Source organism: Kribbella sp. NPDC006257, from assembly GCF_040613535.1.
Classification (GTDB): Bacteria; Actinomycetota; Actinomycetes; order Propionibacteriales; family Kribbellaceae; genus Kribbella.
Window position 1 is genome coordinate 62,031 of the sequence record NZ_JBEXSJ010000034.1, and the last position, 21,821, is coordinate 83,851.

At 68.2% G+C, this 21,821-nt stretch carries 21 protein-coding genes; 15 read left to right on the top strand and 6 right to left on the bottom strand.

Going from position 1 to position 21,821, the window contains the following annotated elements:
• Complete coding sequence (locus ABZ004_RS31640; protein ID WP_355684750.1) at positions 1–1,389, bottom strand: serine hydrolase domain-containing protein; 1,389 nt, start codon at positions 1,387–1,389, stop codon at positions 1–3.
• A gap of 98 nt (positions 1,390–1,487) precedes the next feature.
• On the opposite strand from ABZ004_RS31640, the gene ABZ004_RS31645 reads away from it, so the two are divergent.
• The 7 genes from ABZ004_RS31645 to ABZ004_RS31675 all read left to right on the top strand — a co-directional run bounded on the left by ABZ004_RS31645 (position 1,488) and on the right by ABZ004_RS31675 (position 9,587).
• Positions 1,488–2,147, top strand: a complete 660-nt coding sequence (locus tag ABZ004_RS31645) for a hypothetical protein (RefSeq protein WP_355684751.1) — start codon at positions 1,488–1,490, stop codon at positions 2,145–2,147.
• A gap of 131 nt (positions 2,148–2,278) precedes the next feature.
• Positions 2,279–3,481 (top strand): cysteine desulfurase family protein, encoded by a 1,203-nt coding sequence (locus ABZ004_RS31650; protein ID WP_355684752.1) that lies wholly within the window; start codon positions 2,279–2,281, stop codon positions 3,479–3,481.
• Complete coding sequence (gene mnmA, locus ABZ004_RS31655; RefSeq protein ID WP_355684753.1) at positions 3,481–4,569, top strand: tRNA 2-thiouridine(34) synthase MnmA; 1,089 nt, start codon at positions 3,481–3,483, stop codon at positions 4,567–4,569. Before ABZ004_RS31650 ends, mnmA begins: the two co-directional genes overlap by 1 nt.
• Before the next feature lies 1 nt (position 4,570).
• Complete coding sequence (locus ABZ004_RS31660; RefSeq protein WP_355684754.1) at positions 4,571–5,560, top strand: methionine synthase vitamin-B12 independent; 990 nt, start codon at positions 4,571–4,573, stop codon at positions 5,558–5,560.
• Between the two features lie 100 nt (positions 5,561–5,660).
• Entirely contained in the window at positions 5,661–7,790 is a 2,130-nt protein-coding gene (ligA, locus tag ABZ004_RS31665) for an NAD-dependent DNA ligase LigA (RefSeq protein ID WP_355684755.1), read from the top strand.
• A 101-nt stretch (positions 7,791–7,891) separates the two neighbouring features.
• A complete protein-coding gene (locus ABZ004_RS31670) occupies positions 7,892–9,349 on the top strand; it encodes a hypothetical protein (protein ID WP_355684756.1) in 1,458 nt (485 codons plus the stop codon).
• Between the two features lie 13 nt (positions 9,350–9,362).
• Complete coding sequence (locus ABZ004_RS31675) at positions 9,363–9,587, top strand: hypothetical protein (protein WP_355684757.1); 225 nt, start codon at positions 9,363–9,365, stop codon at positions 9,585–9,587.
• Positions 9,588–9,647: 60 nt separating this feature from the next.
• On the opposite strand, the gene ABZ004_RS31680 is transcribed toward ABZ004_RS31675, so the two are convergent.
• On the bottom strand, positions 9,648–10,292 hold the full coding sequence (locus tag ABZ004_RS31680) for an ACT domain-containing protein (protein ID WP_355684758.1): 645 nt from the start codon (positions 10,290–10,292) through the stop codon (positions 9,648–9,650).
• Positions 10,293–10,518: 226 nt separating this feature from the next.
• On the opposite strand from ABZ004_RS31680, the gene gatC reads away from it, so the two are divergent.
• The 4 genes from gatC (at position 10,519) to ABZ004_RS31700 (ending at position 14,428) form a co-directional block, all read left to right on the top strand.
• Complete coding sequence (gatC, locus tag ABZ004_RS31685; protein ID WP_355684759.1) at positions 10,519–10,815, top strand: Asp-tRNA(Asn)/Glu-tRNA(Gln) amidotransferase subunit GatC; 297 nt, start codon at positions 10,519–10,521, stop codon at positions 10,813–10,815.
• A complete protein-coding gene (gene gatA / locus ABZ004_RS31690; protein ID WP_355684760.1) occupies positions 10,815–12,320 on the top strand; it encodes an Asp-tRNA(Asn)/Glu-tRNA(Gln) amidotransferase subunit GatA in 1,506 nt (501 codons plus the stop codon). Before gatC ends, gatA begins: the two co-directional genes overlap by 1 nt.
• On the top strand, positions 12,317–13,819 hold the full coding sequence (gatB, locus tag ABZ004_RS31695; protein WP_355684761.1) for an Asp-tRNA(Asn)/Glu-tRNA(Gln) amidotransferase subunit GatB: 1,503 nt from the start codon (positions 12,317–12,319) through the stop codon (positions 13,817–13,819). Before gatA ends, gatB begins: the two co-directional genes overlap by 4 nt.
• Before the next feature lie 132 nt (positions 13,820–13,951).
• Positions 13,952–14,428, top strand: coding sequence for a general stress protein (locus ABZ004_RS31700; protein ID WP_355684762.1), 477 nt, complete (start codon positions 13,952–13,954; stop codon positions 14,426–14,428).
• Here the strand turns inward: ABZ004_RS31700 and map are convergent.
• On the bottom strand, positions 14,425–15,195 hold the full coding sequence (gene map, locus ABZ004_RS31705; protein ID WP_355684763.1) for a type I methionyl aminopeptidase: 771 nt from the start codon (positions 15,193–15,195) through the stop codon (positions 14,425–14,427). The genes ABZ004_RS31700 and map overlap by 4 nt on opposite strands.
• A gap of 67 nt (positions 15,196–15,262) precedes the next feature.
• On the opposite strand from map, the gene ABZ004_RS31710 reads away from it, so the two are divergent.
• Entirely contained in the window at positions 15,263–15,553 is a 291-nt protein-coding gene (locus ABZ004_RS31710) for a helix-turn-helix transcriptional regulator (protein WP_355684764.1), read from the top strand.
• Here ABZ004_RS31710 and ABZ004_RS31715 read toward each other — a convergent pair.
• Genes ABZ004_RS31715 through ABZ004_RS31725 form a run of 3 tightly spaced genes read right to left on the bottom strand, consistent with a single transcriptional unit; the run spans position 15,550 to position 19,336 of the window.
• Positions 15,550–16,614: a PQQ-dependent sugar dehydrogenase gene (locus ABZ004_RS31715; RefSeq protein WP_355684765.1), complete on the bottom strand. Its 1,065-nt coding sequence runs from the start codon at positions 16,612–16,614 to the stop codon at positions 15,550–15,552. The genes ABZ004_RS31710 and ABZ004_RS31715 overlap by 4 nt on opposite strands.
• A gap of 56 nt (positions 16,615–16,670) precedes the next feature.
• Complete coding sequence (locus tag ABZ004_RS31720) at positions 16,671–17,960, bottom strand: cyclopropane-fatty-acyl-phospholipid synthase family protein (RefSeq protein WP_355684766.1); 1,290 nt, start codon at positions 17,958–17,960, stop codon at positions 16,671–16,673.
• Positions 17,957–19,336: an FAD-binding oxidoreductase gene (locus tag ABZ004_RS31725; protein WP_355684767.1), complete on the bottom strand. Its 1,380-nt coding sequence runs from the start codon at positions 19,334–19,336 to the stop codon at positions 17,957–17,959. The genes ABZ004_RS31720 and ABZ004_RS31725 overlap by 4 nt, the downstream gene beginning before the upstream one ends.
• Before the next feature lie 153 nt (positions 19,337–19,489).
• Between ABZ004_RS31725 and ABZ004_RS31730 the strand changes: the two genes are divergently transcribed.
• The 3 genes from ABZ004_RS31730 to ABZ004_RS31740 are packed head-to-tail and all read left to right on the top strand — an operon-like array spanning position 19,490 to position 21,809.
• Positions 19,490–20,422 carry a 2-hydroxyacid dehydrogenase gene (locus ABZ004_RS31730; RefSeq protein ID WP_355684768.1) on the top strand — a complete coding sequence of 311 codons (933 nt, stop codon included), beginning with the start codon at positions 19,490–19,492 and terminating at the stop codon, positions 20,420–20,422.
• Between the two features lie 12 nt (positions 20,423–20,434).
• Complete coding sequence (locus ABZ004_RS31735) at positions 20,435–21,526, top strand: exo-alpha-sialidase (protein WP_355684769.1); 1,092 nt, start codon at positions 20,435–20,437, stop codon at positions 21,524–21,526.
• Between the two features lies 1 nt (position 21,527).
• Positions 21,528–21,809, top strand: coding sequence for a ubiquitin-like small modifier protein 1 (locus tag ABZ004_RS31740; protein WP_355684770.1), 282 nt, complete (start codon positions 21,528–21,530; stop codon positions 21,807–21,809).
• Positions 21,810–21,821: the final 12 nt, after the last annotated feature.

Genomic DNA, 21,821 nt, shown 5'->3' on the forward strand with positions numbered 1-21,821 from the left:
TCAGGCGTTGGCGCGGCGGATGGCGCGGCCGTTGTGCAGGTACAGCGCGCGGCCGCTGCCGTCGTCGCCGAGGAAGACCTGCGGCATGTGCACGCCGTTCTCGGCCTCGAGCGCGATCAGGCTGTCCTCAGTGCGGCCGACCAGCTCGGTCGGTTCCGGCGCCGGGCCGAGTTCCGCGAAGATCCCCTTCGGCGTCTGGTCGAGCCAGAGCTTGCCGTCCTCGTCCTGGCGGATGGTGAAGTCGGCGACCTCGCAGCTGTAGGTGCCGAGCATCCGGTGCGCGTCGATCGGTACAGGGGAAGCTGGCGGCGTGGGCAGCGCAGGCAGGTCCAGGCCGGCCAGCTCCTTGACCACATGGCCGACGACACTGTTGTAGAGCTCGATGGTGTCGCCGCCATTGGTCAGTACGGCGACCGCGAGGCCGTGCTCGGGCACGATGCGCAGGAAGGCGCTCTGCCCGATCGTCCCGCCGTCGTGGCCGATCACCGTTGTGCCGTCCCAGTCGAAGATCTCCCAGCCGAGTCCCCACGAGTCGCCCATCAGGCCGAGCGGGGGGACCTTCACCTGCGGCTCCTGCATCGCCTTGACGCCGGCAGCGCTGAGGACCGTCGTACCGTCTGCTGCCTTGCCATCGTCGAGGTGCAGGTTGGCGAACGTGAGCAGATCGCGCGGCCGCATCGCGAGCATGGCGCCGGCTGGTGCCATCCCTCGCGTCATCGCCCAGATCGGTGCGGGGACCGGCGCCTCCTCGGGAGCGGGCCGGATGTGCCCGACCGCGGCGCGATAGAGGATCGCCTCGTACGGATCGGTGGCCGCGTGCTTCAGGCCGAGCGGGGTGAAGAGGTGCTCGCGCAGCACCGCGTCGTACGGCTTGTCACGCAGTACTTCGAGCAAGCGGCCGAGGACCGCGAAGCCGGCGTTGTTGTAGGAGAACAGCTCGCCAGGCGGGAAGAGCTGGCCGACCTCACTGATGGAAGCGACGAACTTCTCGACCGCGTCGTCGCCCTTGCCGGTCTCGTTGAAGATGTCCCCCTCGAAGCCGGCCTGGTGGCTGAGGAGCTGCCGGATGGTGATGACGCCTGCCGCCTCGTCGTCCTTGATGGCGAACTCCGGCAGGTAATCGCGGAGGGGCTTGTCGAGATCGACCAGCCCCTCGTCGACGAGCTGCATCACCAGCGTCGTCGTCCAGACCTTGGTGATCGAGCCGATCTGGAACACGGTGTCGGCGGTCGCCTCGACACCGGTCGCCTGACTCAGTACGCCGGTCGCGTAGTCGATCACCTCGCCGCCGAACAGCACTCCGACCGCCACACCGGGGACCTGATGCTCGGCGATCAACGCCGGCACCCGGTCTTGTAGCCACGTCTCGATCTCGCTCAGGGTCGCCATGGTTCGAACCGTAGAACCGGTCAACGCCCGCGTATTCGTCGCGAACGACAACCCCGTGGTGCGAATTCGTTCACCCCGACGAACCCTAGGATCGGGGAATGGAGAAGCGGTACTGGTACCCGGATGGGCTCGATCCGGAGGACCTGGAGTTTCAGCGGCGGTACGGGCCGGTGGAGCCGGCGACGCGGGACGAGGCGAAGGAGTTCTTCGGCGGGCTCGGGCTCGACTGGTGGGTAGCCGGTGGCTGGTCGATCGAGGCGTTCACCGGCGTACCGCGGCACCATGACGATCTGGACGTCTCCTTCTGGCGCCGGCACGTCCCGGAACTCGTCCGGTACGCCGAGGGTAGGTTCCACGTCTGGGCAGCCGGCGCCGGGTTGACCGCTCTGACACCGGAGAAGCCGGAGATGCCGGACACCGCCGACCAGGTCTGGCTCCGCGAACACGCCCTCGCGCCGTGGAAGTACGACGTGGTGCTCAACCCCGACCGGGACGGCCGCTGGATCTTCCGCCGGGACCCGGCGCTCGACTACACACTGGACGAGATCACCTGGGTCGCCGACGACGGCATCCGCTACCTGAACCCCGAAATGGCGCTGGCCTACAAAGCCAAGGGCAACCGCCCCAAGGACCGCGCCGACCTGGCCACGACCCTCCCACTCCTCTCCGCGGCCCGACGCACCTGGCTAGCCGACATGGTCCACCACCTCCATCCGGACCATGTCTGGCTGGACCAGATCCGCGGTCAGGGAGCGTAGGCGCGCTGAGGACACCCGGATCACCCTCTTCAGGGATCCGGCCCTCTTCGAACACTTCGGGCTGCCCGATCTATTCCCGAATTGATGACTGGATCGGGAACATCCGCGGGGGACTTACTCTTATCAGTGTTATGAGCTCAACTGCGCGTCGTACGGTCTACCTGGATCACGCTGCGACGACTCCGATGCTGCCTGCGGCGATCGAGGCGATGACCTCGCACCTCGGGCGGACCGGCAACGCTTCGTCGTTGCACGGGTCCGGGCGGTCCGCCCGGCGCACCGTCGAGGAGTCGCGGGAGACGATCGCTGAGGCATTGAACGCGCAACCGAGCGAGATCGTGTTCACCTCCGGCGGCACCGAGGCGGACAATCTCGCCCTCAAGGGGCTGTGGTGGGCCCGGCTGGCGGCCGACCCGCGACGGCGGCGGATCCTGCTCAGCGGGGTCGAGCATCACGCCGTACTGGATCCTGCCGTCTGGCTGGCGCAGCACGAAGGCGCCGAGATCGAGTGGCTGCCGGTCGACGAGTTGGGTCGGGTGCGGCCGGACAGCGTCGCCGAGGCGATCGCGAAGGACCCGGAGTCCGTGTCGTTCGTCACAGTGATGATGGCCAACAACGAGGTCGGCACGCTGCAGCCGATCCAGGAGATCGCCGCGCTCGCCAAGATGCACGACATCCCGGTGCACACCGACGCGGTGCAGGCGATCGGTCAGGTGCCGGTCGATTTCGCGACGCTCGGCGCCGACGCGATGACGATTTCCGCGCACAAGCTCGGCGGTCCGTACGGGATCGGTGCGCTGGTGGTCCGCAAGGAGACCCAGCTGGTGCCGATCGTGCACGGTGGCGGGCAGGAGCGCGACGTACGGTCCGGCACGCTCGACACCCCGGCGACCGCCGGTTTCGCGGTGGCGCTGGAGTATTCGATCCAGCACCAGAAGGACGAGTCCGAGCGCCTCACCGAGCTGCGGGACAGCCTGATCGAAGGCGTGCTGGCGGCCGCGCCGGGCGCGCAGCTGTCGGGCGATCCGGTCGGCCGCTTGCCCAACAATGCACACTTGTCGTTCAGCGGCTGCGAGGGAGACTCGCTGCTGCTCCTGCTCGATGCGCGCGGGATCGAGGTCTCCACCGGTTCCGCCTGCAACGCCGGGGTCGCCGAGCCCAGTCATGTGCTGCTGGCGATGGGGTACGACGACCAGCGGGCACGCGGCTCGCTCCGGTTCACGCTGGGGCACACCAGTACGCGCGAAGACATCGACGCAGTACTGGACAACATCGGACCGGTCGTGGAGCGGGCGAAGTCCGCAGGACTGCAGAACGTGGGAAGGAACAACTGATGCGGGTACTCGCAGCCATGTCCGGCGGGGTCGACTCCGCCGTCGCGGCGGCGCGGATGGCCGAGGCCGGGCACGACGTGGTCGGTGTCCACCTCGCCCTGAGCCGGAACCCGCAGTCGTACCGCAGCGGCGCGCGCGGCTGCTGCACGATCGAGGACTCGCGGGACGCCCGCCGTGCCGCCGACGTGATCGGCATCCCGTTCTACATCTGGGACATGGCCGAGCGGTTCGCGGCCGACGTCGTGGACGACTTCGTCGCGGAGTACGCGGCAGGCCGTACGCCGAACCCGTGCCTGCGGTGCAACGAGAAGATCAAGTTCAGTGCGGTCCTGGATCGCGCGCTCGCCCTCGACTTCGACGCGGTCGCCACCGGACACTATGCGCAGATCGTGGACACCCCTTCCGGGCGTGAGCTGCACCGCGCGGTCGACCCGGCCAAGGACCAGTCGTACGTGCTCGGCGTCCTCACCCAGGAGCAGCTGAAGCACGCCTTCTTCCCGCTCGGTGACACCCCGAAGTCCGAGATCCGGGCCGAGGCCGAGCGGCGCGGATTGTCGGTCGCGGCCAAGCCGGACAGCCACGACATCTGTTTCATTGCCGACGGCAACACCGAGGGCTTCCTCAGCAACAAGCTCGGCGAGGCGCCCGGTGACATCGTCGATGCCGCCGGCAACAAGCTCGGCGAGCACAAGGGCACGCACGGCTTCACCGTCGGCCAGCGCAAGGGCCTGAAGATCGGTACGCCGGCCGCCGACGGCAAGCCCCGGTTCGTGCTGGACATTTCGCCGGTGGATCGCCGGGTGACGGTCGGTTCGCGGGCCGAGCTGGCGGTCGAGCGGCTGACGGCGTCGAAGCCGCGCTGGTGTGGTCCGGCGCCCACCTCGGAGTTGCAGGTGAAGGCGCAGTTGCGCGCGCACGGCGAGGAGATCGCCGTCACTGCGCGGCTCGTGGACGACCAGGTGCTGGTCGAGTTCGACGAGCCGGCGGACGCGGTCGCGCCCGGCCAGGCGGTCGTCCTGTACGACGGAACGCGCGTGATCGGCTCGGCCACCATCGACACCGTCCAGCGCGCTACCCAGAGCGTCTGACGTGCCTGAGACAACCGGGATCGGTTCGCTGCCCGGCGAGAGCTTCACCGAGTGGACGAAGTACATCCTCGACGTTGTCACGATCCCGTTCGTGCCCGAGCTTCCTGCCCGTCCGTACGGCGACATGGTCAGCCGTTCGACGGCCTTGCTGATCGAACTCGCAGCAGATCTTCAACCGGCTGGCTGGCGGTTGACCGGTGGTAGTGATCCGCGCGCGAGCATGGACCAGCGCCGGGCTCGCTCACTGTTGCAGCAGGACCTGGACACGCTTGAAGAGGTTGCTGACGGCTACACCGGTCCGCTGAAGATCCAGAGCGTCGGCCCTTGGACGCTGGCTGCGACAGTCGAGCTTCCGCGTGGTGACAAGGTGCTGGCTGATCACGGTGCTCGCCGTGACCTTGCAGAGGGGCTCGCGCACGGTCTGCAACAACATGTAGCCGAGGTACGCCGGCGCGTGCCCGGTGCGGATCTCCTGGTGCAACTGGATGAGCCGGGGCTCCCCGCAGTACTGGCTGGTGCTGTGCCGACGGCTAGTGGGTGGAGCAAGCATCGCTCTGTCGATGGTCCTGGTGCAGTGGAGCTGCTGAACCAGGTGATCGAAGCTGTCGCGCCTGCGATCACACTCGTGCACTGCTGTGCGGCACGGCCGCCTATCGAGGTGTTCACGAAGGCGGGTGCCGGGGGAGTGGCAATAGACGTTGCCGTGCTCACCGAGGCCGCCTGGGAGCAGATCGCTCTTGCAGTAGAGGCCGGCACCACCCTGTACGCCGGGGTGGTCCCCACCATGGGCCCGATCCCGAACCAGGAACAAGCGGCGATGAGTCTCGTCCGTCAGTGGCGTCAACTCGGCCTCGACCCGGAACGCCTGAAGCAGGTCGTGATCACGCCGGGTTGCGGTCTCGCCGGCGCCGTCTCGGCCAACGACGCCCGGGCCCGCCTCGAACTGCTCCCCAAAACGGCCGATGTCGTAGGCGAGAAGGCAGAAGAGTAATCCCGCCCCTCCCCTCGCCTTCCTTCCTTCCTTCCCTTGTGCAGTTGTCACCTGGTGCAGATGCCGGATTCTGTCGGCGGGCGACGGTAGATTTCGGGGTATGAGTGACGAGATCCCCGAGACTGCCGCCGCCGATCAGCCTGCCGCGCCTGCTGAGGTGCGCGAGCGGCATGCCGCGTTGAGCCGGGAGATCGAAGAGCACCGCTTCCGGTACTACATGGCCACCTCGACCATCTCCGACGCCGATTTCGACGCGCTGATGCACGAGCTGCAGGCGATCGAGGAGCAGTACCAGGAGCTCCGTACGCCGGATTCGCCGACCCAGAAGGTCGGCGTACCGATCTCGACGCTGTTCACCGCGGTCGAGCACCCGCAGCGGATGGAGAGCCTGGGCAACGCCTTCTCCGCCGAGCAGATGGAGGCGTGGGCGAAGCGGCTGGAGCGCGAAGTCACCGCTCAGCAGATCCACGACAGCGGCTTCCTCTGCGAGCTGAAGGTGGACGGTCTCGCGCTCGACCTCGTCTACGAGAACGGCCGCCTGGTCAGCGGCGCCACCCGCGGCGACGGCCGCACCGGCGAGGACATCACCCTCAACGCCCGCACCATCGACTCCATCCCGAACGAGCTGAAGACCGACGACCCGCCCGCCTTCCTGGAGGTCCGTGGCGAGGTCTACTTCCGGGTCGAAGACTTCACCGAGCTGAACGCGCAACTCGTCGAAGCCGGTAAGGACCCGTTCTCGAACCCCCGCAACAGTGCGGCCGGATCCCTGCGGCAGAAGGACCCCCGGGTCTCCGCGAGCCGCCCGCTGCGGTTCGTCGTGCACGGCCTCGGCAAGGTCGAGGGCTACCACGTACACCGGTTGTCCGAGGCCTACGAGCAGCTGAAGGAGTGGGGTCTGCCGGTCAGCGACCGGGCCCGCCGGGTCGGCACGCTCGACGAGGTCAACGAGTTCATCGCGTACTACGGCGAGAACCGGCACTCCGTCGACCACGAGATCGACGGCGTCGTCGTCAAGGTGGACGAGGTCGACCTGCAGCGTGCCCTCGGCTCGACGTCGAGCGCGCCGCGCTGGGCGATCGCGTACAAGTACCCGCCCGAAGAGGTCACCACCAAGCTGCTCGAAATCAAGGTGAATGTCGGCCGCACGGGCCGCGTCACGCCGTACGGCGTCATGGAACCGGTGCGCGTCGCCGGCTCGACCGTTGAATTCGCGACCCTGCACAACGCTCAGGAAGTGGAGCGCAAGGGCGTCTACCCGGGCGACACCGTCGTCCTGCGGAAGGCCGGCGACGTGATCCCCGAGATCCTCGGACCGGTGATCGAGCTGCGCCCGGACGACGCGCAACCCTGGGTGATGCCGACCGAGTGTCCCTCCTGCGGGACGACGCTGCGGGCGATGAAGGAAGGGGACGTGGACATCCGCTGTCCCAACTCCCGGTCCTGCCCGGCGCAGCTGCGCGAGCGGTTGTTCCACCTGGCCGGCCGGTCGGCGTTCGACATCGAGGTGCTCGGCTTCAAGGCCGCGGACGCCTTGATCAGCAGCGGGTTGATCGCCGACGAAGGCGACCTGTTCGCGTTGACCGAGGAGGCACTGGCCACCAGTTCGTTCTTCACCACCAAGGCCGGTGCGCTGTCCGCCAACGCCCAGAAGCTGATCGCGAACCTCGAGCAGGCGAAGACCCAGCAGCTGTCCCGCGGCCTGGTCGCGCTGTCGATCCGGCACGTCGGGCCGACCGCGGCGGCGGCACTCGCGGCGGCGTACGACGACATCGACGCGATCGAGGCGGCGACCGAGGAAGAGTTGTCCGAGATCGAGGGCGTCGGGCCGACCATCGCGCACGCGGTGAAGGAGTGGTTCGCGGTCGACTGGCACCAGGAGATCGTCCGCAAATGGAAGGCCGCCGGGGTCGTCATGCGGCAGGAGCGGACCGGACCGGTTGTCGAGCAGACGTTGGTCGGGCAGTCGGTGGTGGTGACCGGGACGGTCGAGGGGTTCAGCCGGGACGAGGCGACCGAGGCGATCGTGTCCCGCGGCGGCAAGGTGGCGAGCTCGGTCTCGAAGAAGACGTCGTTCGTGGTGGTCGGCGATTCGCCGGGATCCAAGTACGACAAGGCGGTTCAGCTCGGCGTACCGATCCTGGACGCGGCCGGTTTCCGCGTGCTCCTGGAGGACGGACCAGAGGCCGCAGCCGCGGTTGCGACGAACGGGGACGGCGGCGACACGTAGTACCGGTGTCTGACTAGTGGACATCTGATGGAGCCGGACGCCGGGTTGATCCGTCGGACTGTTAGTTTGCACCGTCTACCAGTGGGTTCAAAGGAGCGATTATGACGACGCCGCCACAAGGGCCGTGGGGTCCTGGGCAGCCGGGGGGCCAGCCAGGCGGGCAGCAAGGGGGACAGCCGGGTCAAGGTGGGTGGGGCCAGCAACAGCCTCCCCAGGGCGGCGGTTGGGGACAACGTCCTCCCGCGCAGCAGCCCCCGGCACAGCCGCCCGCGCCGCCCCAGCAGGGTCAGCCCCAACCGGGGCAGGGTGGCGCCGGCTGGGGTCAGCAGCCCGGTCAAGGCCAGCCTCCGCAGCAGGGCGGTCAGGGCTGGGGTCAGCGTCCGGGACAGCAGTCCCCGCAGCAGGGCGGCTACCAGCAGCAGCAATGGGGCCAGAACAAGCCTGGCCAGCAGCCCGGCTGGCAACAGCAGCACAGCCAGCAGCAACCCTGGCAGACCGGTGGACCTGGCGGTAAGGGCCCGGGCGGCGGTGGCTTCGGCAAGGACAAGATGCCGCTGTTCATCGGCGGTGGCGTGATCGGCGTCGTACTGATCGGCCTGCTCGTCTTCCTCGGCATCAAGGCGCTGGGCGGCGACGACAAGAAGGAAGCCGACCCACTGCCGACCAACAACACCCAGCCGACCGACGCCCCGACGACGCCGGATGGTGACCCGACGCAGGCTCCGCCGGCCGGCCAGCTCGGCAACGCGACCGGCCAGGCGAAGACCGCGACCGACAAGTTGCAGGGCGCCGGCTTCCAGTGCAGCGACCTGTTCAACGGCCCGCAGGGCGCCCACCGCGGCTGCTTCAAGTACGACGGTCCGAAGACCGCCGAGGTCGTCTTCCAGTTCCAGTCCGACGGGACCATCATCGGTGTCCGGATCCGGTCCTACGACAGCGACAACGTGAACAATGCCGGCGTCACCTTCGACCAGGCGCTGCAGGCGATCGGCAACGACGCCTTCGGCGGCAGCGAGGTGGCGAAGGTTCAGCAGGCGGTGAAGACCGGCCAGAAGAACCAGAAGGTCGGCAGCACCTGGGGCGAGTTCCGGCTCTCCAACTACGGTGGCGACCTGTCGCTGTCGGGTGGCAAGTCGGGTTCGGACTCGTTCGAGATGCCGCGCAAGAAGTTCGACATCACCGAGGCGCAGCTGAACGCGGCGCTGAAGGCGAAGAAGTACGCCTGCACCTCGCTGTGCAAGAAGACGGTCGGCAAGTACGGCTCGCAGCTCATCGACGGCTACGGCAGCAGCAGTGGCGGCCTGAGCTCGTTCGACATCCGGGTCAGCGGCGAAGGCGACGACATCAAGGCAGCGATGCCGGGGGCGATCGCGGACGGCTTCGGCGTCCTCAAGGGCCCGGACGTTGCGGCGCTGAAGGACTACGTCTCGTCGCACAGCGACGGCAAGTCGTACGCCGGGTACGTGTCGGGCTGGCGGGTGGAGATCACCGGCAACGACACCGACTCCGACTACGGCTCACGGAGCATCTCGATCCGGTCCGAGAATTTCTACGTCTGAGTACGCTGAAAGAATGAAGTTCGAGCCGGAGAAGCGGGTGGCCCACCAGGTCGCCAAGCCGCCGCCCGAAGCGATGCAACGGGTGGACGGCGGCGGCGCCTGGGGGCCGACCCAGTTCGACCTGCCGGAACGCGGCGACAAGAACAGCCAGGCGATCATCATCGTCGTGCTGATCGGCGTCGTGATCCTGCTGATCCTCGCCGCCCTCTGGACCCTCGCCTACTTCAAGTTCTTCTGAAGCGCCGCACGCAAATGCCGCCCTTCCCCGCGATGGAGGAGGGCGGCTTTTGTTATGAGGTCAGGCGGTGGCGCGGATGGTGACCGCGAGGTTGGCGAGGTAGCTGAGGCGGGCGACCTCGGAGCCGAGGAACTCGGGTCCACCGCGGCGGCCGATCACCAGCACGCGACGGTTCGACTCCAGAGGTGCGGCGACCAGCACGGACTCCGACAGACCCTGGTGGCTCGGAGCTTCCAGAGTGGTCGCTTTGTCCAGCGGGAGCCACTGGTTGACCAGGTCGCCGAACTGCGGCGTCGCGCTCGTCTCCAGGGCGACCTTGATCTCGCTGCCGGTGCCGTCCAGCAGCGCGGCCCAGTCGGCGTGCAGCACCGAGGGCGCCTGCTCGACCAGGATGTCGACCGCCTCGGCCGGTGCCGACGTCATCTGCTCGACAGCCTCGAGGTCCATGTGCAGGCCGCCACCCGCGCCGTAGCGGGAGAACCAGATCACCTCGACGTCAGGGACGCTGTTGCAGGCCGAGACCAGCCGGTCGGGCAGGACACCTGGTGGCAGGTCGACCACGATGTCGTCGACGGCGGTGCCGTTCTCGCGCCGGTGTTCCACGATCTCGATGGCATGGATGTCCGCGTTCACCTCACCGAGGGCGGTTGCCACGGTGCCCAGCGAACCGGGACGGTCCGGGATGATCAATCGCAGCAGGAACACCGAACGATCATCTCCCAGCCGATTACCACGCAAGTTACGCCCTGTCGCGGCCAATGTTACAGAGCGGAACCCGAAGACACGCCCGGCCTCTCACTTTCTGGTCCGAAACCCGCTATCCACAGGCCGCGGTATATAGGGGCAAAGGAGACAGTGGTGGCCCACTAGGATGGCCAGGTCGGGCTGAACCAGCGGTCCGGCCATCCTGCGAGACCATTGGATCCCTTTCATGCCATCGATTACCCGCGAAGAGGTCGCCCACCTGGCGCGACTGGCGCGGATCGAGCTCTCCGACGACGAGCTCGACCACCTCGCTCCGCAGCTCGACCAGATCATCGGCCTGGTCGCGCAGGTCAGCGACGTGGCCGCGGAGGACATCCCGCCGACCTCGCACGCGTTGCCGCTGAGCAACGTGATGCGCAAGGACGAGAACGTGCCCTGCCTGACGCCCGAGCAGGCGCTGTCCGGCGCCCCGGCCGCCGAAGAGCAGCGTTTCCGGGTGCCGCGGATTCTGAGTGAGGACTGATGAGCGATCTGACCCGTAAGACAGCCGTCGAGCTGTCGGAGCTGATGGCGTCCGGTGAGACCAGCTCGGTCGAGATCACCCAGGCGCACCTGGACCGGATCACGGCCACCGACACCGCCGTACGGGCGTTCCTGCATGTCGACACCGAGGGCGCACTGGCCCAGGCAGCTGCAGTCGACGCGCGCCGGACCAAGGGTGAGGAGCTCGGCCCGCTGGCCGGCGTTCCGCTCGCGCTGAAGGACGTGCTGACCCAGGACGGCGTACCGACCACGGCCGGTTCGCGGATCCTCGAGGGCTGGAAGCCGCCGTACGACTCGACCGTGGTGAAGCGGCTGAAGGCGGCCGGCATCGTGATCCTCGGCAAGACCAACATGGACGAGTTCGCGATGGGTTCGTCGACCGAGAACTCGGCGTACGGACCGACCCACAACCCGTGGGACCTGAGCCGGATCCCGGGTGGTTCGGGCGGTGGCTCGTCGGCCGCGATCTCGGCGTACCAGGCGCCGCTGGCGATCGGCACCGACACCGGTGGCTCGATCCGGCAGCCGGCCGCGTTCACCGGCACGGTCGGCGTCAAGCCGACGTACGGCGGAACCTCGCGGTACGGCCTGATCGCGCTCGCCTCCAGCCTGGACACCCCCGGCCCGTGTGCCCGGACGACCCTCGACGCGGCGCTGCTGCACGAGGTGATCGCCGGGCACGACCCGATGGACTCCACCTCGATCGACCAGCCGGTTCCGCCGGTGGTCGAGGCGGCCCGGCACGGTGACGTGAACGGGCTGCGGATCGGTGTCGTCAAGGAGCTCGGCGGCGAGGGATACCAGCCGGGTGTCGAGGCCCGCTTCCACGAGGCGGTCGAGCTGCTCACCAAGCTCGGTGCCGAGGTGGTCGAGGTGTCCTGCCCGCACTTCCAGTACGCGCTCCCGGCGTACTACCTGATCCTGCCGAGCGAGGCCTCGTCCAACCTGGCCAAGTTCGACGCGATGCGGTTCGGCCTGCGGGTCGGCGACGACGGCGAGAACGACGCCGAACAGGTGATGCGGCTCACTCGCGAGGCCGGCTTCGGCGCCGAGGTCAAGCGCCGGATCATGCTCGGCACGCACGCGCTGTCCAGCGGGTACTACGACGCGTACTACGGCCAGGCGCAGAAGGTCCGGACGTTGATCGCGCGTGACTTCGCCAATGCCTACGAGCACGTCGACGTGCTGGTCTCGCCCGCGACGCCGACCACCGCGTTCGCGATCGGCGACCGGGTGAACGACCCGATCGCCATGTACAAGAACGACCTCTGCACGATCCCGTCGAACCTGGCCGGCAACGCCGCGGCCTCGTTCCCGGCCGGCCTGGCCGACGAGGACGGGCTGCCGGTCGGCTTCCACGTGATGGCACCGGTGATGCGCGACGACCTGCTGTACAAGGTCGGCGCCGCGCTGGAGTCCGCGCTGGCCGACCAGTGGGGTGGCGTGCTGATGTCGAAGGCTCCGGAGCTGGAGGTCACCCGATGACTGTCGTTGCCGAGGTAGTGCCGATCGACGAGGCACTCGCGCAGTACGACCCGGTGATGGGCCTCGAGGTCCACGTCGAACTGAACACCAAGTCGAAGATGTTCTGCGGCTGCCCGACCGAGTTCGGCGCCGAGCCGAACACGCAGACCTGCCCGGTCTGCCTCGGCCTGCCGGGCGCGCTGCCGGTGGTGAACGCGGTCGGCGTCGAGTCCGCGATCAAGATCGGCCTCGCGCTGAACTGCGAGATCGCCGAGTGGTGCCGGTTCGCCCGGAAGAACTACTTCTACCCGGACATGCCGAAGAACTTCCAGACCTCGCAGTACGACGAGCCGATCGCCTTCAACGGGTGGACCGAGATCGTGGTGGACGGCGAGACGTTCCGGATCGAGATCGAGCGCGCCCACATGGAGGAGGACACCGGCAAGTCGCTGCACGTCGGTGGCGCGACCGGCCGGATCCACGGCGCGTCGCACTCGCTGGTCGACTACAACCGGGCCGGGATCCCGCTGATCGAGATCGTCACCAAGACGATCGAGGTCCCCGGGGAGAAGGCCGCCGCGGTAGCCCGGGTTCTCGTGAACCATCTGCGCGACCTGGTGCTCGCACTGGGCGTGTCGGACGCCCGGATGGACCAGGGCTCACTGCGATGTGACGCGAACCTGTCGCTGAAGCCGCGCGGTGCAACTGTCTTCGGCACCCGGACCGAGACCAAGAACGTGAACTCGTTCCGGTCGGTGGAGCGGGCCGTCACCTACGAGATCACCCGGCAGGCCGCTGTCCTGAACGCCGGCGGGAAGATCGTCCAGGAGACCCGGCACTGGCACGAGGACACCGGCATCACCACGTCCGGCCGGGAGAAGTCCGACGCGGACGACTACCGGTACTTCCCCGAGCCCGACCTGGTCCCGATCGCGCCGTCGCGCGAATGGGTCGAGGAGCTGCGCAAGTCGTTGCCGGAGGCACCTTCCCTGCGACGCGTCCGGCTGCAGCAGGAGTGGAACCTCACCGACCTGGAGATGCGCGACGTCGTGAACGGCGGTGCGCTCGAGCTGATCGTGCAGACCGTCGAGCTCGGCGTCGACCCGTCGGCGGCGAAGAAGTGGTGGCTGGGCGAGCTGGCCCGCGCCGCCAACGAGAGCGGCAAGGACCTCGGCGACCTGGGCGTCGGACCGACCGAGGTGGCGGCTGTCCAGAAGCTCGTCGACGACGGCGCGCTGAACGACAAGCTCGCCCGCCAGGTCTTCGACGGCCTGGTCAAGGGCGAGGGCACGCCGGCCGAGATCATGGAGTCCCGCGGCCTGGCTCTGGTCTCGGACGACTCGGCCCTGATCGAGGCCATCGATCGGGCCATCGCCGCCAACCCGGACGTCGTCGAGAAGGTCAACTCCGGCAAGCCCGCCGCCGCCGGGGCCCTGATCGGCGCCGTCATGAAGGACATGCGCGGCCAGGCCGACGCCGCCAAGGTCCGCGAACTCCTGAACGCCAAGCTGGGCATCTGACCCCGCACCCTCGCTGAGCCCCGGGTCTACCTGCCCGGGGCTCAGTCATGTTGCCGTGGGCAACTTTACGTTTCAGATTTGGCCGGGCTGGTACTAGTGGAGGGGTCCGGTGCGAGCTAGGTGGTGAGAGGAATGGTTTTGCGGTCTGGGGTTGAGGTGCTGGTGCATGACACGGTGATCGTCTCCGCGGCGAGTTACCCGGAGGCCCAGGAGACGGTCGGGTTCCTGCGATCGTCCGGGATGAGCCGGGAGAGTCTGGCGATCGTCGGTGCCGAGCTGGTCCTGACCGAGAGACCGCGAGCCTCGACGGCCGGGCTGGCGGCGAAGAGCGCCGGGACGGGCCTCGCACTCGGCCTGCTGGCGGCTGTGTTCGTCACCCTGGTAGCGGACACCAACCTGTCAGGGCTGGCCGTGGTGCTCTGGGGCATCGTGTACGGAGTACTGGTCGGCGGGCTGATCGGCCTCGGGCGGGGACTCGTCCACAACCGCCCGGAGGCGGTCTTCACCGAACTCCTCCCCGCCCGCTACGAGGTCCGCGCGACCGCAGCCGATGCCTCCGTCGCCCGAGCTCTCCTCGACCAGCAGAACCCGCTCAGCAAGGCCGCCTAAGAGACGACGGTGAGGATCTCCGCGCCGGAATCGGTGATGGCGATGGTGTGTTCGCTGTGGGCCGTGCGGCAGCCGGTGATGCTGCGGAGGGTCCAGCCGTCGTCGTCGGTCACGAGCTTGGCGGTGTCGGCCATCACCCACGGCTCCAGGCAGAGGAGTAGGCCCGGGCGCAATTGGTAGCCGCGTCCCGGGCGACCCGTGTTCGAGATGTGCGGGTCCTGGTGCATCGTCGATCCGATGCCGTGGCCGCCGAACTCGGTGTTGATCGGATAGCCGGCCTCGCTGAGCACGGTCCCGATCGCATGGGACAGGTCACCGATCCGAGCCCCCGGCCCCGCTGCGGCGATCCCAGCGGCGAGGGCACGCTCAGTCGCGTCGATCAGCGCGACACTCTCGGCCGGCCGCGATTCGCCGACGATGAAACTGATGGCCGAATCCGCCGCGACTCCGTCGAGCAGCACAGCGAGGTCGAGCGTCAGCAGGTCGCCATCGGCCAGCGTGTAGTCCGACGGCAGGCCGTGCAGCACCGCGTCGTTGACCGCCGTACAGATGTAGTGACCGAACGGCCCGCGCCCGAAAGACGGCTCGTAGTCGACGTAGCAGGACTCCGCCCCGGCGTCGAGGATCATCTCCTTGGTCCACTGATCGATGTCCAGCAGATTGGTGCCGACCGTGCTCCGGCTCTTCATGGTCTGCAGAATGCTCGCGACCAAAGCGCCGGTCTGCCGCGCCCGGTCCACCTCGGCCGGGCTCAGGATCTCGATCATCGTGGTGCCTTCCTCACGGTTCCAATAACTATCCCGGCCAAACTATACCGGTACTATCATCGGTGTCATGGTCAGGTTGCCGCTCACCCCCGCAGAGGTCGAGCGCGGACAGCGTCTCGGCGCCCTCCTCCGGCGCGCCCGGGGTGAGCGCTCGATGCTCGACACCGCCCTCGATGCCCGAGTCTCCCCGGAGACGCTGCGCAAAATCGAATCGGGCCGGGTGGCGACCCCGGCCTTCCCGACCATCGCCGCGATCGCCGACGTCCTCGGCCTGTCCCTCGACGCGATCTGGGCCGAGATCAACCAGGCCGAACCGTCCGGCCCCAATCGCCGCACCCGCGAGCGCCTCGCCTCTTAACTGATCGTCACCCGCAGGATCCGGTCGTCGCCGGCCCTCGGCGTACCGCGGCCGTCCGTGTTCGACGTGGTCAGCCACAACGACCCGTCCGGCGCGGCCTCGACCGTCCGCAGCCGCCCGAACTGGTTGGTGAAGAAGGCAACAGGCTCACCCGTACGCCGTCCGTCGGCGACCGGGATCGCCCAGAGCCGCTGGCCCCGGAGCCCGGCCATGAAGATGTACCCCTGGGCAAAGGTGATCCCCGACGGTGAGGCGTCACTCGTCCGCCACTGCGCAACCGGATCGACCATCCCGTCGAGCTGGCTGACCCCTTCGGCCGCCGGCCAGCCGTAGTTCGCACCGGCCGTGATCACGTTCAACTCGTCCCAGGTGTTCTGGCCGAACTCCGCGGCATACAGCTGAGAACCGTCGAACGCGAGCCCCTGCACGTTCCGGTGACCCTTGGAGTACCAGAGCCGTCCGCCAGGATTACCCGGCGCAGCCTTCCCGTCGGTCGTGATCCGCAGGATCTTCCCACCGAGCGAGTCGTCGCTCTGCGAGTTAGGCCCCTCGGTGCCGTCACCCGTTCCGGCGTACAGGAACCCGTCCGGCCCGAACCGCAGCCGCCCGCCGTTGTGGACGGCTGCCATCGGGATGCCCTGGAGGATCACCTGAGGACTCCCGATCCGCCCGTTCTGATAGGTCAACCGGGCGATCCGGTTGTCCGAGCTGGTCGAGTAATACGCGTAAACATAAGGCCGCGACGGGTACGCCGGATCGACCGCGAGCCCGAGCAATCCGCCCTCGCTCGAGGAATCCACTCCCGGCACGCTCCCGACCGACGTGACCCGGCCGTCGGCGATCCGCTTCACCTCACCGGAGTCCCGCGACGCCACCAAGGCCGACTTGTCGGGCAGAAAGGTCAACCCCCACGGCACCTCGATCCCGGTCGCGACCGTCCCGGCGACTTCCAGCTTCAGCGCGCGCGGAGTACTAGGAGTCGCCGATGTCGCCGACCTGGTCGACACCGACGGCTCCGCGTCCCCACCGTTGTCCCCACAACCCGCCACCAAGGCACCCACCGCAACCACCGCGGCCGCAGTACGCCTCCTGCTACTTGCCTTGAGCACCCTGTAGCTCAGCTGAGCCAGGTCGGGCGGAGCGGGAAGCCCGACGAGGCGTCTTCGTGGAGTTTGACGGCGAGGATCTGGTGCAACTGGGTGTTGTTGCGTTCGAAACCGACCCGGCAGGCGGCCAGGTAGAGCCCCCAGATCTTCGCGGTGGCGAAACCTACCTCTTCGACCGCCTCGTCCCAGTGCGCCTCCAGGTTCTCGGACCAGCCGGTCAGCGTCAGCGCGTAGTGCTCCCGCAGATTCTCCTCATGCCGTACCTCGAACCCCGCGTCCTGCGCGTCGGCGATGATCCGCCCGGACCCCATCAGCTCGCCGTCCGGGAAGATGTACCGGTCGATGAACGCCCCCGTCGACCGGTACCGGTTGTCCGGCCGGGTGATCGTGTGGTTCAGCAACCGCCCGCCGGGCCGCAGCCGGTCGAGCAGGAACCCGAAGTACGACGGATAGTTCCGGACGCCGATGTGCTCGGTCAGCCCGATCGAGCTGATCGCGTCGAAGTCGCGCTCGGACACGTCGCGGTAGTCGGAGAACCGCACCTCGGCGAGATCCTCGAGCCCCTCGGCCTTGATCGCTTCCTGCGCCCACTCCGCCTGCGCGGCCGACAGGGTGACGCCGATCGCCTTCACGCCGTACTCGCGCGCCGCGTGCCGGACCATGCCGCCCCAGCCACAGCCCACGTCGAGCAGCCGCTGACCTGGCTTCAGGTCGAGCTTCCGCGCGACCAGGTCGTACTTCTCGAACTGCGCCTGCTCGAGCGTCGCGTCCGGCGACGTGTAGACGGCGCACGTGTACGTCATCGACGGTCCGAGGATGTACTCGTAGAACTTGTTCGACACGTCGTAGTGGTGGTGGATCGCCACCTTGTCCCGGGTCCGCGAGTGACGCAGACCTTCGAACGTACGACGCCACTTCGGCAGGTGCTCCTGCGGCGGCGGGGGCGGTGGCTTCAGGTGACTCCAGCCCAGCCCGCGCACGATCCGCAGCGCTTCCGCCGGCGAGGGGCGCTGGAAGTGGAGCTCGTTCAGCATCAGCTTCATCAGGCCGTACGGGTTGCCCGGGTGGACGCCGGTGATCTCCAGATCGCCTTGGACGTAAGCGCGGACCAGGCCGAGATCGCCCGGTGCGGTCAGGATGTAGGAGAGCCCGCGCTCGGTGGCCAGGTGCATGTGGACCGGGGAGTCCTCGGGCCCGGTCGAGCTGCCGTCGTACGCCGTGAAGCGGAAAGGCAGTCCGTCAGGCGCCACCGCTGTCAGCGCTGCTGCGATCGAAACCTGCGTCGGGAGGGTAGCCGTCATCGACGCGTCACCGCCTTCTCGTAGAGCCCGGTCAACCGGGCGTCGGGGTCGTAGCGATCTTTCACTGCGGTCAGGGCCGGGACGTTGTAGAGCCGGTCGAAGGTGTCCCGGTCGTAGTAGGCATCGGAGTACAAGGACTTGTGGCCGTCGAAGTCGGCGACCGCCGCCTCGATCCGCCGGTTCACGTCGCCGTCGGCGGCGCCCGGCGCGATCGGCACGGTGCCCCAGAAGCCCACGTTCACGTAGGTTTCGCGGGGTTTCAGCGGATACAGCGGCCACGACTCGTCGCCGCGCAACCGCAGCGGGCACAGCCAGACCGGCCGCATCCCCACCTCGGCGTCGAACCAGCGCAGGAAGCCGGCCAGCCGCGCCGTCGGGATCTCGACGTCCTGAACCACGCGCTCGCGGTCGGCGTTCCCGCGTCGACGATTGATGCGCGCGGCAACTTGATGACGGTTCTCGAACCCGATGATCTTGTGATACACGTCGCTTCGCCGAAGCTTGCGCGGCCAGACCCGCCGGAGATAAGGGTTCTGGGCGCCGAAGGCCGCCGAGCACCAGAACCAGTCGGTGTCCCAGCGCCACAGATAGTCGTTGGCCGTGAGGAAGTCGGTCGATCGTTGCTGGATCGACTTGTAGAAGATCTCCTGACCGGTGTAGTCACTCGTCCGTACTGCGGCGTCGCTGTTCCGCCCGAGCGTCAGATAGGCCTCGTCCGGCGTGAAGGCGACTCCGTCGACGAAGTGCACGGGCTGGTTGTCATAGGTGCCCGCGGCAACGATCGACTCGATGGCAGGGCCGAGTTCGTCGAGACCGAGGCGGACGTGCCGAAGCGCGACGTACGGGGAGATCGGTTCGAGTTCGATCCGCAGCCGGGTCGCGTAGCCGAGCGAGCCGTAGGAGTTCGGGAAGGTCCGGAACAGGTCGGCGTGCTCGCCCTCGGGCCGCGCGGTGACGAGCTCGCCGGAGCCGGTCAGGATGTCGAGTTCGAGGACGGACTCGTGCGGCAGGCCGTTGCGGTACGACGTGGACTCGATGCCGAGGCCGGTGACCGCGCCGCCGAGCGTGATCGTGCGCAGCTGAGGTACGACCAGCGGCATCAGTCCGTGCGGGAGGGTGGCCGCGACCAGGTCCTCGTAGGTGCACATGCCCTGGACGTCCGCCGTTCGGCCGGCCGGATCGACGCTGATCACGCCGGTCAGGCCGGACACGTCGAGCCCTGGGGTGTCGACGGCCGTCCGGGGCCGGAACAGGTTGGAGCTGCGCTTGGCCAGCCGGACGGGCTGCCCCGCCGGGATGCGCTGGTAGGACGCTCTCAGCCGTCCTACGGCCTGGTCGTGATCGAGGGTCGAGGCCAGATCCGGTGTCGAAGGCACCGATCCAGAGTACGACCGAAATTCCGGTCCGGCACGGAATTCTCACCAACTTCGAGTCCCCTCGAAGAAACTTCCGTGCGGATGTCGAGTCCGCCGGGCCGGCTCCGACGTCACCGGTGAACGATCGGAATGAGCAGCGAGTAGGTTCGGGATATGGCTGATGCGGTGAAGACATGGCTGCCGTGGCAGGACGCGGACAGCTTCCTCGGTGGGTTGCCGGCAGGATTCGACGTCGAGTACTTCGCGGGTGGTGACCGGCCACCGTCGCTGGACACGGTGGAGTTCTACGTGCCCAGTTATATGGGCGGGCCTGAACTGGCCGAGGTCGTCGCGGAGATGCCGGCGCTGAAGGTCGTCCAGACCCAGACGGCCGGCTTCGAGAACTTCCTGCCGTACCTCGGCGAGGGCGTCACCTTGTGCAACGCGCGGGGTGTGCACGACGCGTCCACCGCCGAACTCGCGGTCGGGCTGATCCTGGCGTCGTACCGGAACCTTCCCCGCGCAGTACGCAACCAGGAGCTCGGGATCTGGCCGTCGTCGTACGACGAGATGGACGACTCGCTCGCCGATCGGACCGTGCTGATCCTCGGCTACGGCTCGATCGGTGAGGCGCTCGAACGCCGCCTCGCCGGCTTCGAATGTTCCGTACTCCGCGTCGCACGGCGGCCGCGCGACGGCGTGTCCCCGATCACCGACCTCCCGACCCTCCTTCCACAGGCTGACGTGGTCGTCCTCCTCACCCCCGCAACAGACGAGACCCGCGGCCTCGTCGACGAGAAATTCCTCGCCACGATGAAGGACGGCGCCCTTCTCATCAACGTCGCCCGCGGCGTCATCGTCAACACCGACGCCCTCCTGGCGGAACTCGTCTCGGGCCGTCTCCGCGCCGCCGTCGACGTCACGGATCCCGAACCCTTGCCCGCGGGCCACCCGCTGTGGTCCGCTCCGAATTTGCTGATCAACCCTCACCGAGGCGGCGCATCCACCGCCTTCGCGCCTCGGGTGGCCCGGTTGGTCCGCGCCCAGCTGGAGCGCTACGCCACCGGCGTACCGCTGATCAACGTGGTGGCAGGCCCACCCAGATAGAAGAGGACAAAGATGTCCGAGAGTGTGTTGCTGATCGGGACCAAGAAGGGGCTCTGGATCGGGCGGAGTGACGCCGCGCGCCGGGAGTGGACGCTCGAGGGGCCGTCGTTCGAGATGCAGGGCGTGTACTCCGTCGGGATCGACACCCGCGCGGACACCCCGAGGTTGTTCGCCGGCGGGACCAGTGAGCACTGGGGGCCCGCGGTGTTCCATTCGGATGATCTCGGGCGGAGCTGGGCCGAGCCGCCGGAGGGGTCGATCGGGTTCCCGGCCGGATCCGAGGCGTCCGTCGAGCGGGTCTGGCAGATCCAGCCGGCGCCCGAGGGACAGCCCGGAGTCGTGTACGCCGGTGCGCAGCCGTCCTCGTTGTGGAAGTCGACCGACGGGGGAGTGACCTTCGAGCTGGTCCGCGGACTCTGGGACCACCCGCACCGCAAGGACTGGGGTGCCGGCTTCGGTGGCCAGGCGATCCACACCGTGCTGCCGCATCCGACCGAGCCGGACCAGGTCAGCGTCGCCATGTCGACCGGCGGTGTCTACCAGACGACCGACGGCGGTCAGATCTGGGAGCCCGCCAACCACGGCATCAAGGCGTACTTCATGCCCGACCCGGATCCCGAGTTCGGCCAGTGCGTGCACAAACTCGCGGCGCATCCGGACCGGCCGGAGCGGATGTTCGCGCAGAACCATCACGGCGTCTACCGGTCCGACGACGGCGGCGCGATCTGGAAGTCGATCGCGGACGGGCTGCCGTCGGACTTCGGCTTCCCGATCGCCGTGCACCCGCACGAACCGGACACCATCTACGTCTTCCCGCTGATCGCCGACGGCAACAGGATCCCCACCGACGCGAAATGCCGGGTCTACCGGTCCCGCGACGCCGGCTCCACCTGGGAAGCCCTGACGAACGGGTTGCCCGACGTCCCGTCGTACGCGCCGGTACTGCGGGACGCGCTCTGCACCGACCAGGGAACCCCGGCGGGCGTGTACGTCGGGACGCGCGACGGCTGCGTCTACGCGAGTGCCGATGCGGGCGACAGCTGGACCGAGGTGGCCCGCCATCTCCCCGACGTGCTCACCGTCCGCGCAGCAGTCCTCGACTGAGATGAAGATCGAGGTGAAGCTCCCGACCGTCCTGAGACCGTTCGCCGGTGATGCGGAACGGGTCGAGGTCGAGCCGGACGACGCCACTGTGGGCGGGGTTTTCGCTGCGCTGGAAGGCGAATATCCCGCGCTCAGGCGGCGACTGACTGACGAGCAAGGGGCGCTGCGCCGGCACGTCAACGTCTTCCTCGGCAACGACAACGTCCGCGATCTGAACGGTCTCGGTACGCCGCTGGCCGACGGGGACGAGCTGCTCATCCTGCCGAGCGTGGCCGGCGGCTGAGCGGGTCGGTGG

Coding starts and splice junctions, on each gene's coding strand:
- ABZ004_RS31640 (WP_355684750.1), bottom strand. CDS start 1,389: ATGGCGACCCTGAGCGAGATCGAGACGTGGCTACAAGACCGGGTGCCG.
- ABZ004_RS31645 (WP_355684751.1), top strand. CDS start 1,488: ATGGAGAAGCGGTACTGGTACCCGGATGGGCTCGATCCGGAGGACCTG.
- ABZ004_RS31650 (WP_355684752.1), top strand. CDS start 2,279: ATGAGCTCAACTGCGCGTCGTACGGTCTACCTGGATCACGCTGCGACG.
- mnmA (WP_355684753.1), top strand. CDS start 3,481: ATGCGGGTACTCGCAGCCATGTCCGGCGGGGTCGACTCCGCCGTCGCG.
- ligA (WP_355684755.1), top strand. CDS start 5,661: ATGAGTGACGAGATCCCCGAGACTGCCGCCGCCGATCAGCCTGCCGCG.
- ABZ004_RS31670 (WP_355684756.1), top strand. CDS start 7,892: ATGACGACGCCGCCACAAGGGCCGTGGGGTCCTGGGCAGCCGGGGGGC.
- ABZ004_RS31675 (WP_355684757.1), top strand. CDS start 9,363: ATGAAGTTCGAGCCGGAGAAGCGGGTGGCCCACCAGGTCGCCAAGCCG.
- gatC (WP_355684759.1), top strand. CDS start 10,519: ATGCCATCGATTACCCGCGAAGAGGTCGCCCACCTGGCGCGACTGGCG.
- gatA (WP_355684760.1), top strand. CDS start 10,815: ATGAGCGATCTGACCCGTAAGACAGCCGTCGAGCTGTCGGAGCTGATG.
- gatB (WP_355684761.1), top strand. CDS start 12,317: ATGACTGTCGTTGCCGAGGTAGTGCCGATCGACGAGGCACTCGCGCAG.
- ABZ004_RS31700 (WP_355684762.1), top strand. CDS start 13,952: ATGGTTTTGCGGTCTGGGGTTGAGGTGCTGGTGCATGACACGGTGATC.
- map (WP_355684763.1), bottom strand. CDS start 15,195: ATGATCGAGATCCTGAGCCCGGCCGAGGTGGACCGGGCGCGGCAGACC.
- ABZ004_RS31710 (WP_355684764.1), top strand. CDS start 15,263: ATGGTCAGGTTGCCGCTCACCCCCGCAGAGGTCGAGCGCGGACAGCGT.
- ABZ004_RS31720 (WP_355684766.1), bottom strand. CDS start 17,960: ATGACGGCTACCCTCCCGACGCAGGTTTCGATCGCAGCAGCGCTGACA.
- ABZ004_RS31730 (WP_355684768.1), top strand. CDS start 19,490: ATGGCTGATGCGGTGAAGACATGGCTGCCGTGGCAGGACGCGGACAGC.
- ABZ004_RS31735 (WP_355684769.1), top strand. CDS start 20,435: ATGTCCGAGAGTGTGTTGCTGATCGGGACCAAGAAGGGGCTCTGGATC.
- ABZ004_RS31740 (WP_355684770.1), top strand. CDS start 21,528: ATGAAGATCGAGGTGAAGCTCCCGACCGTCCTGAGACCGTTCGCCGGT.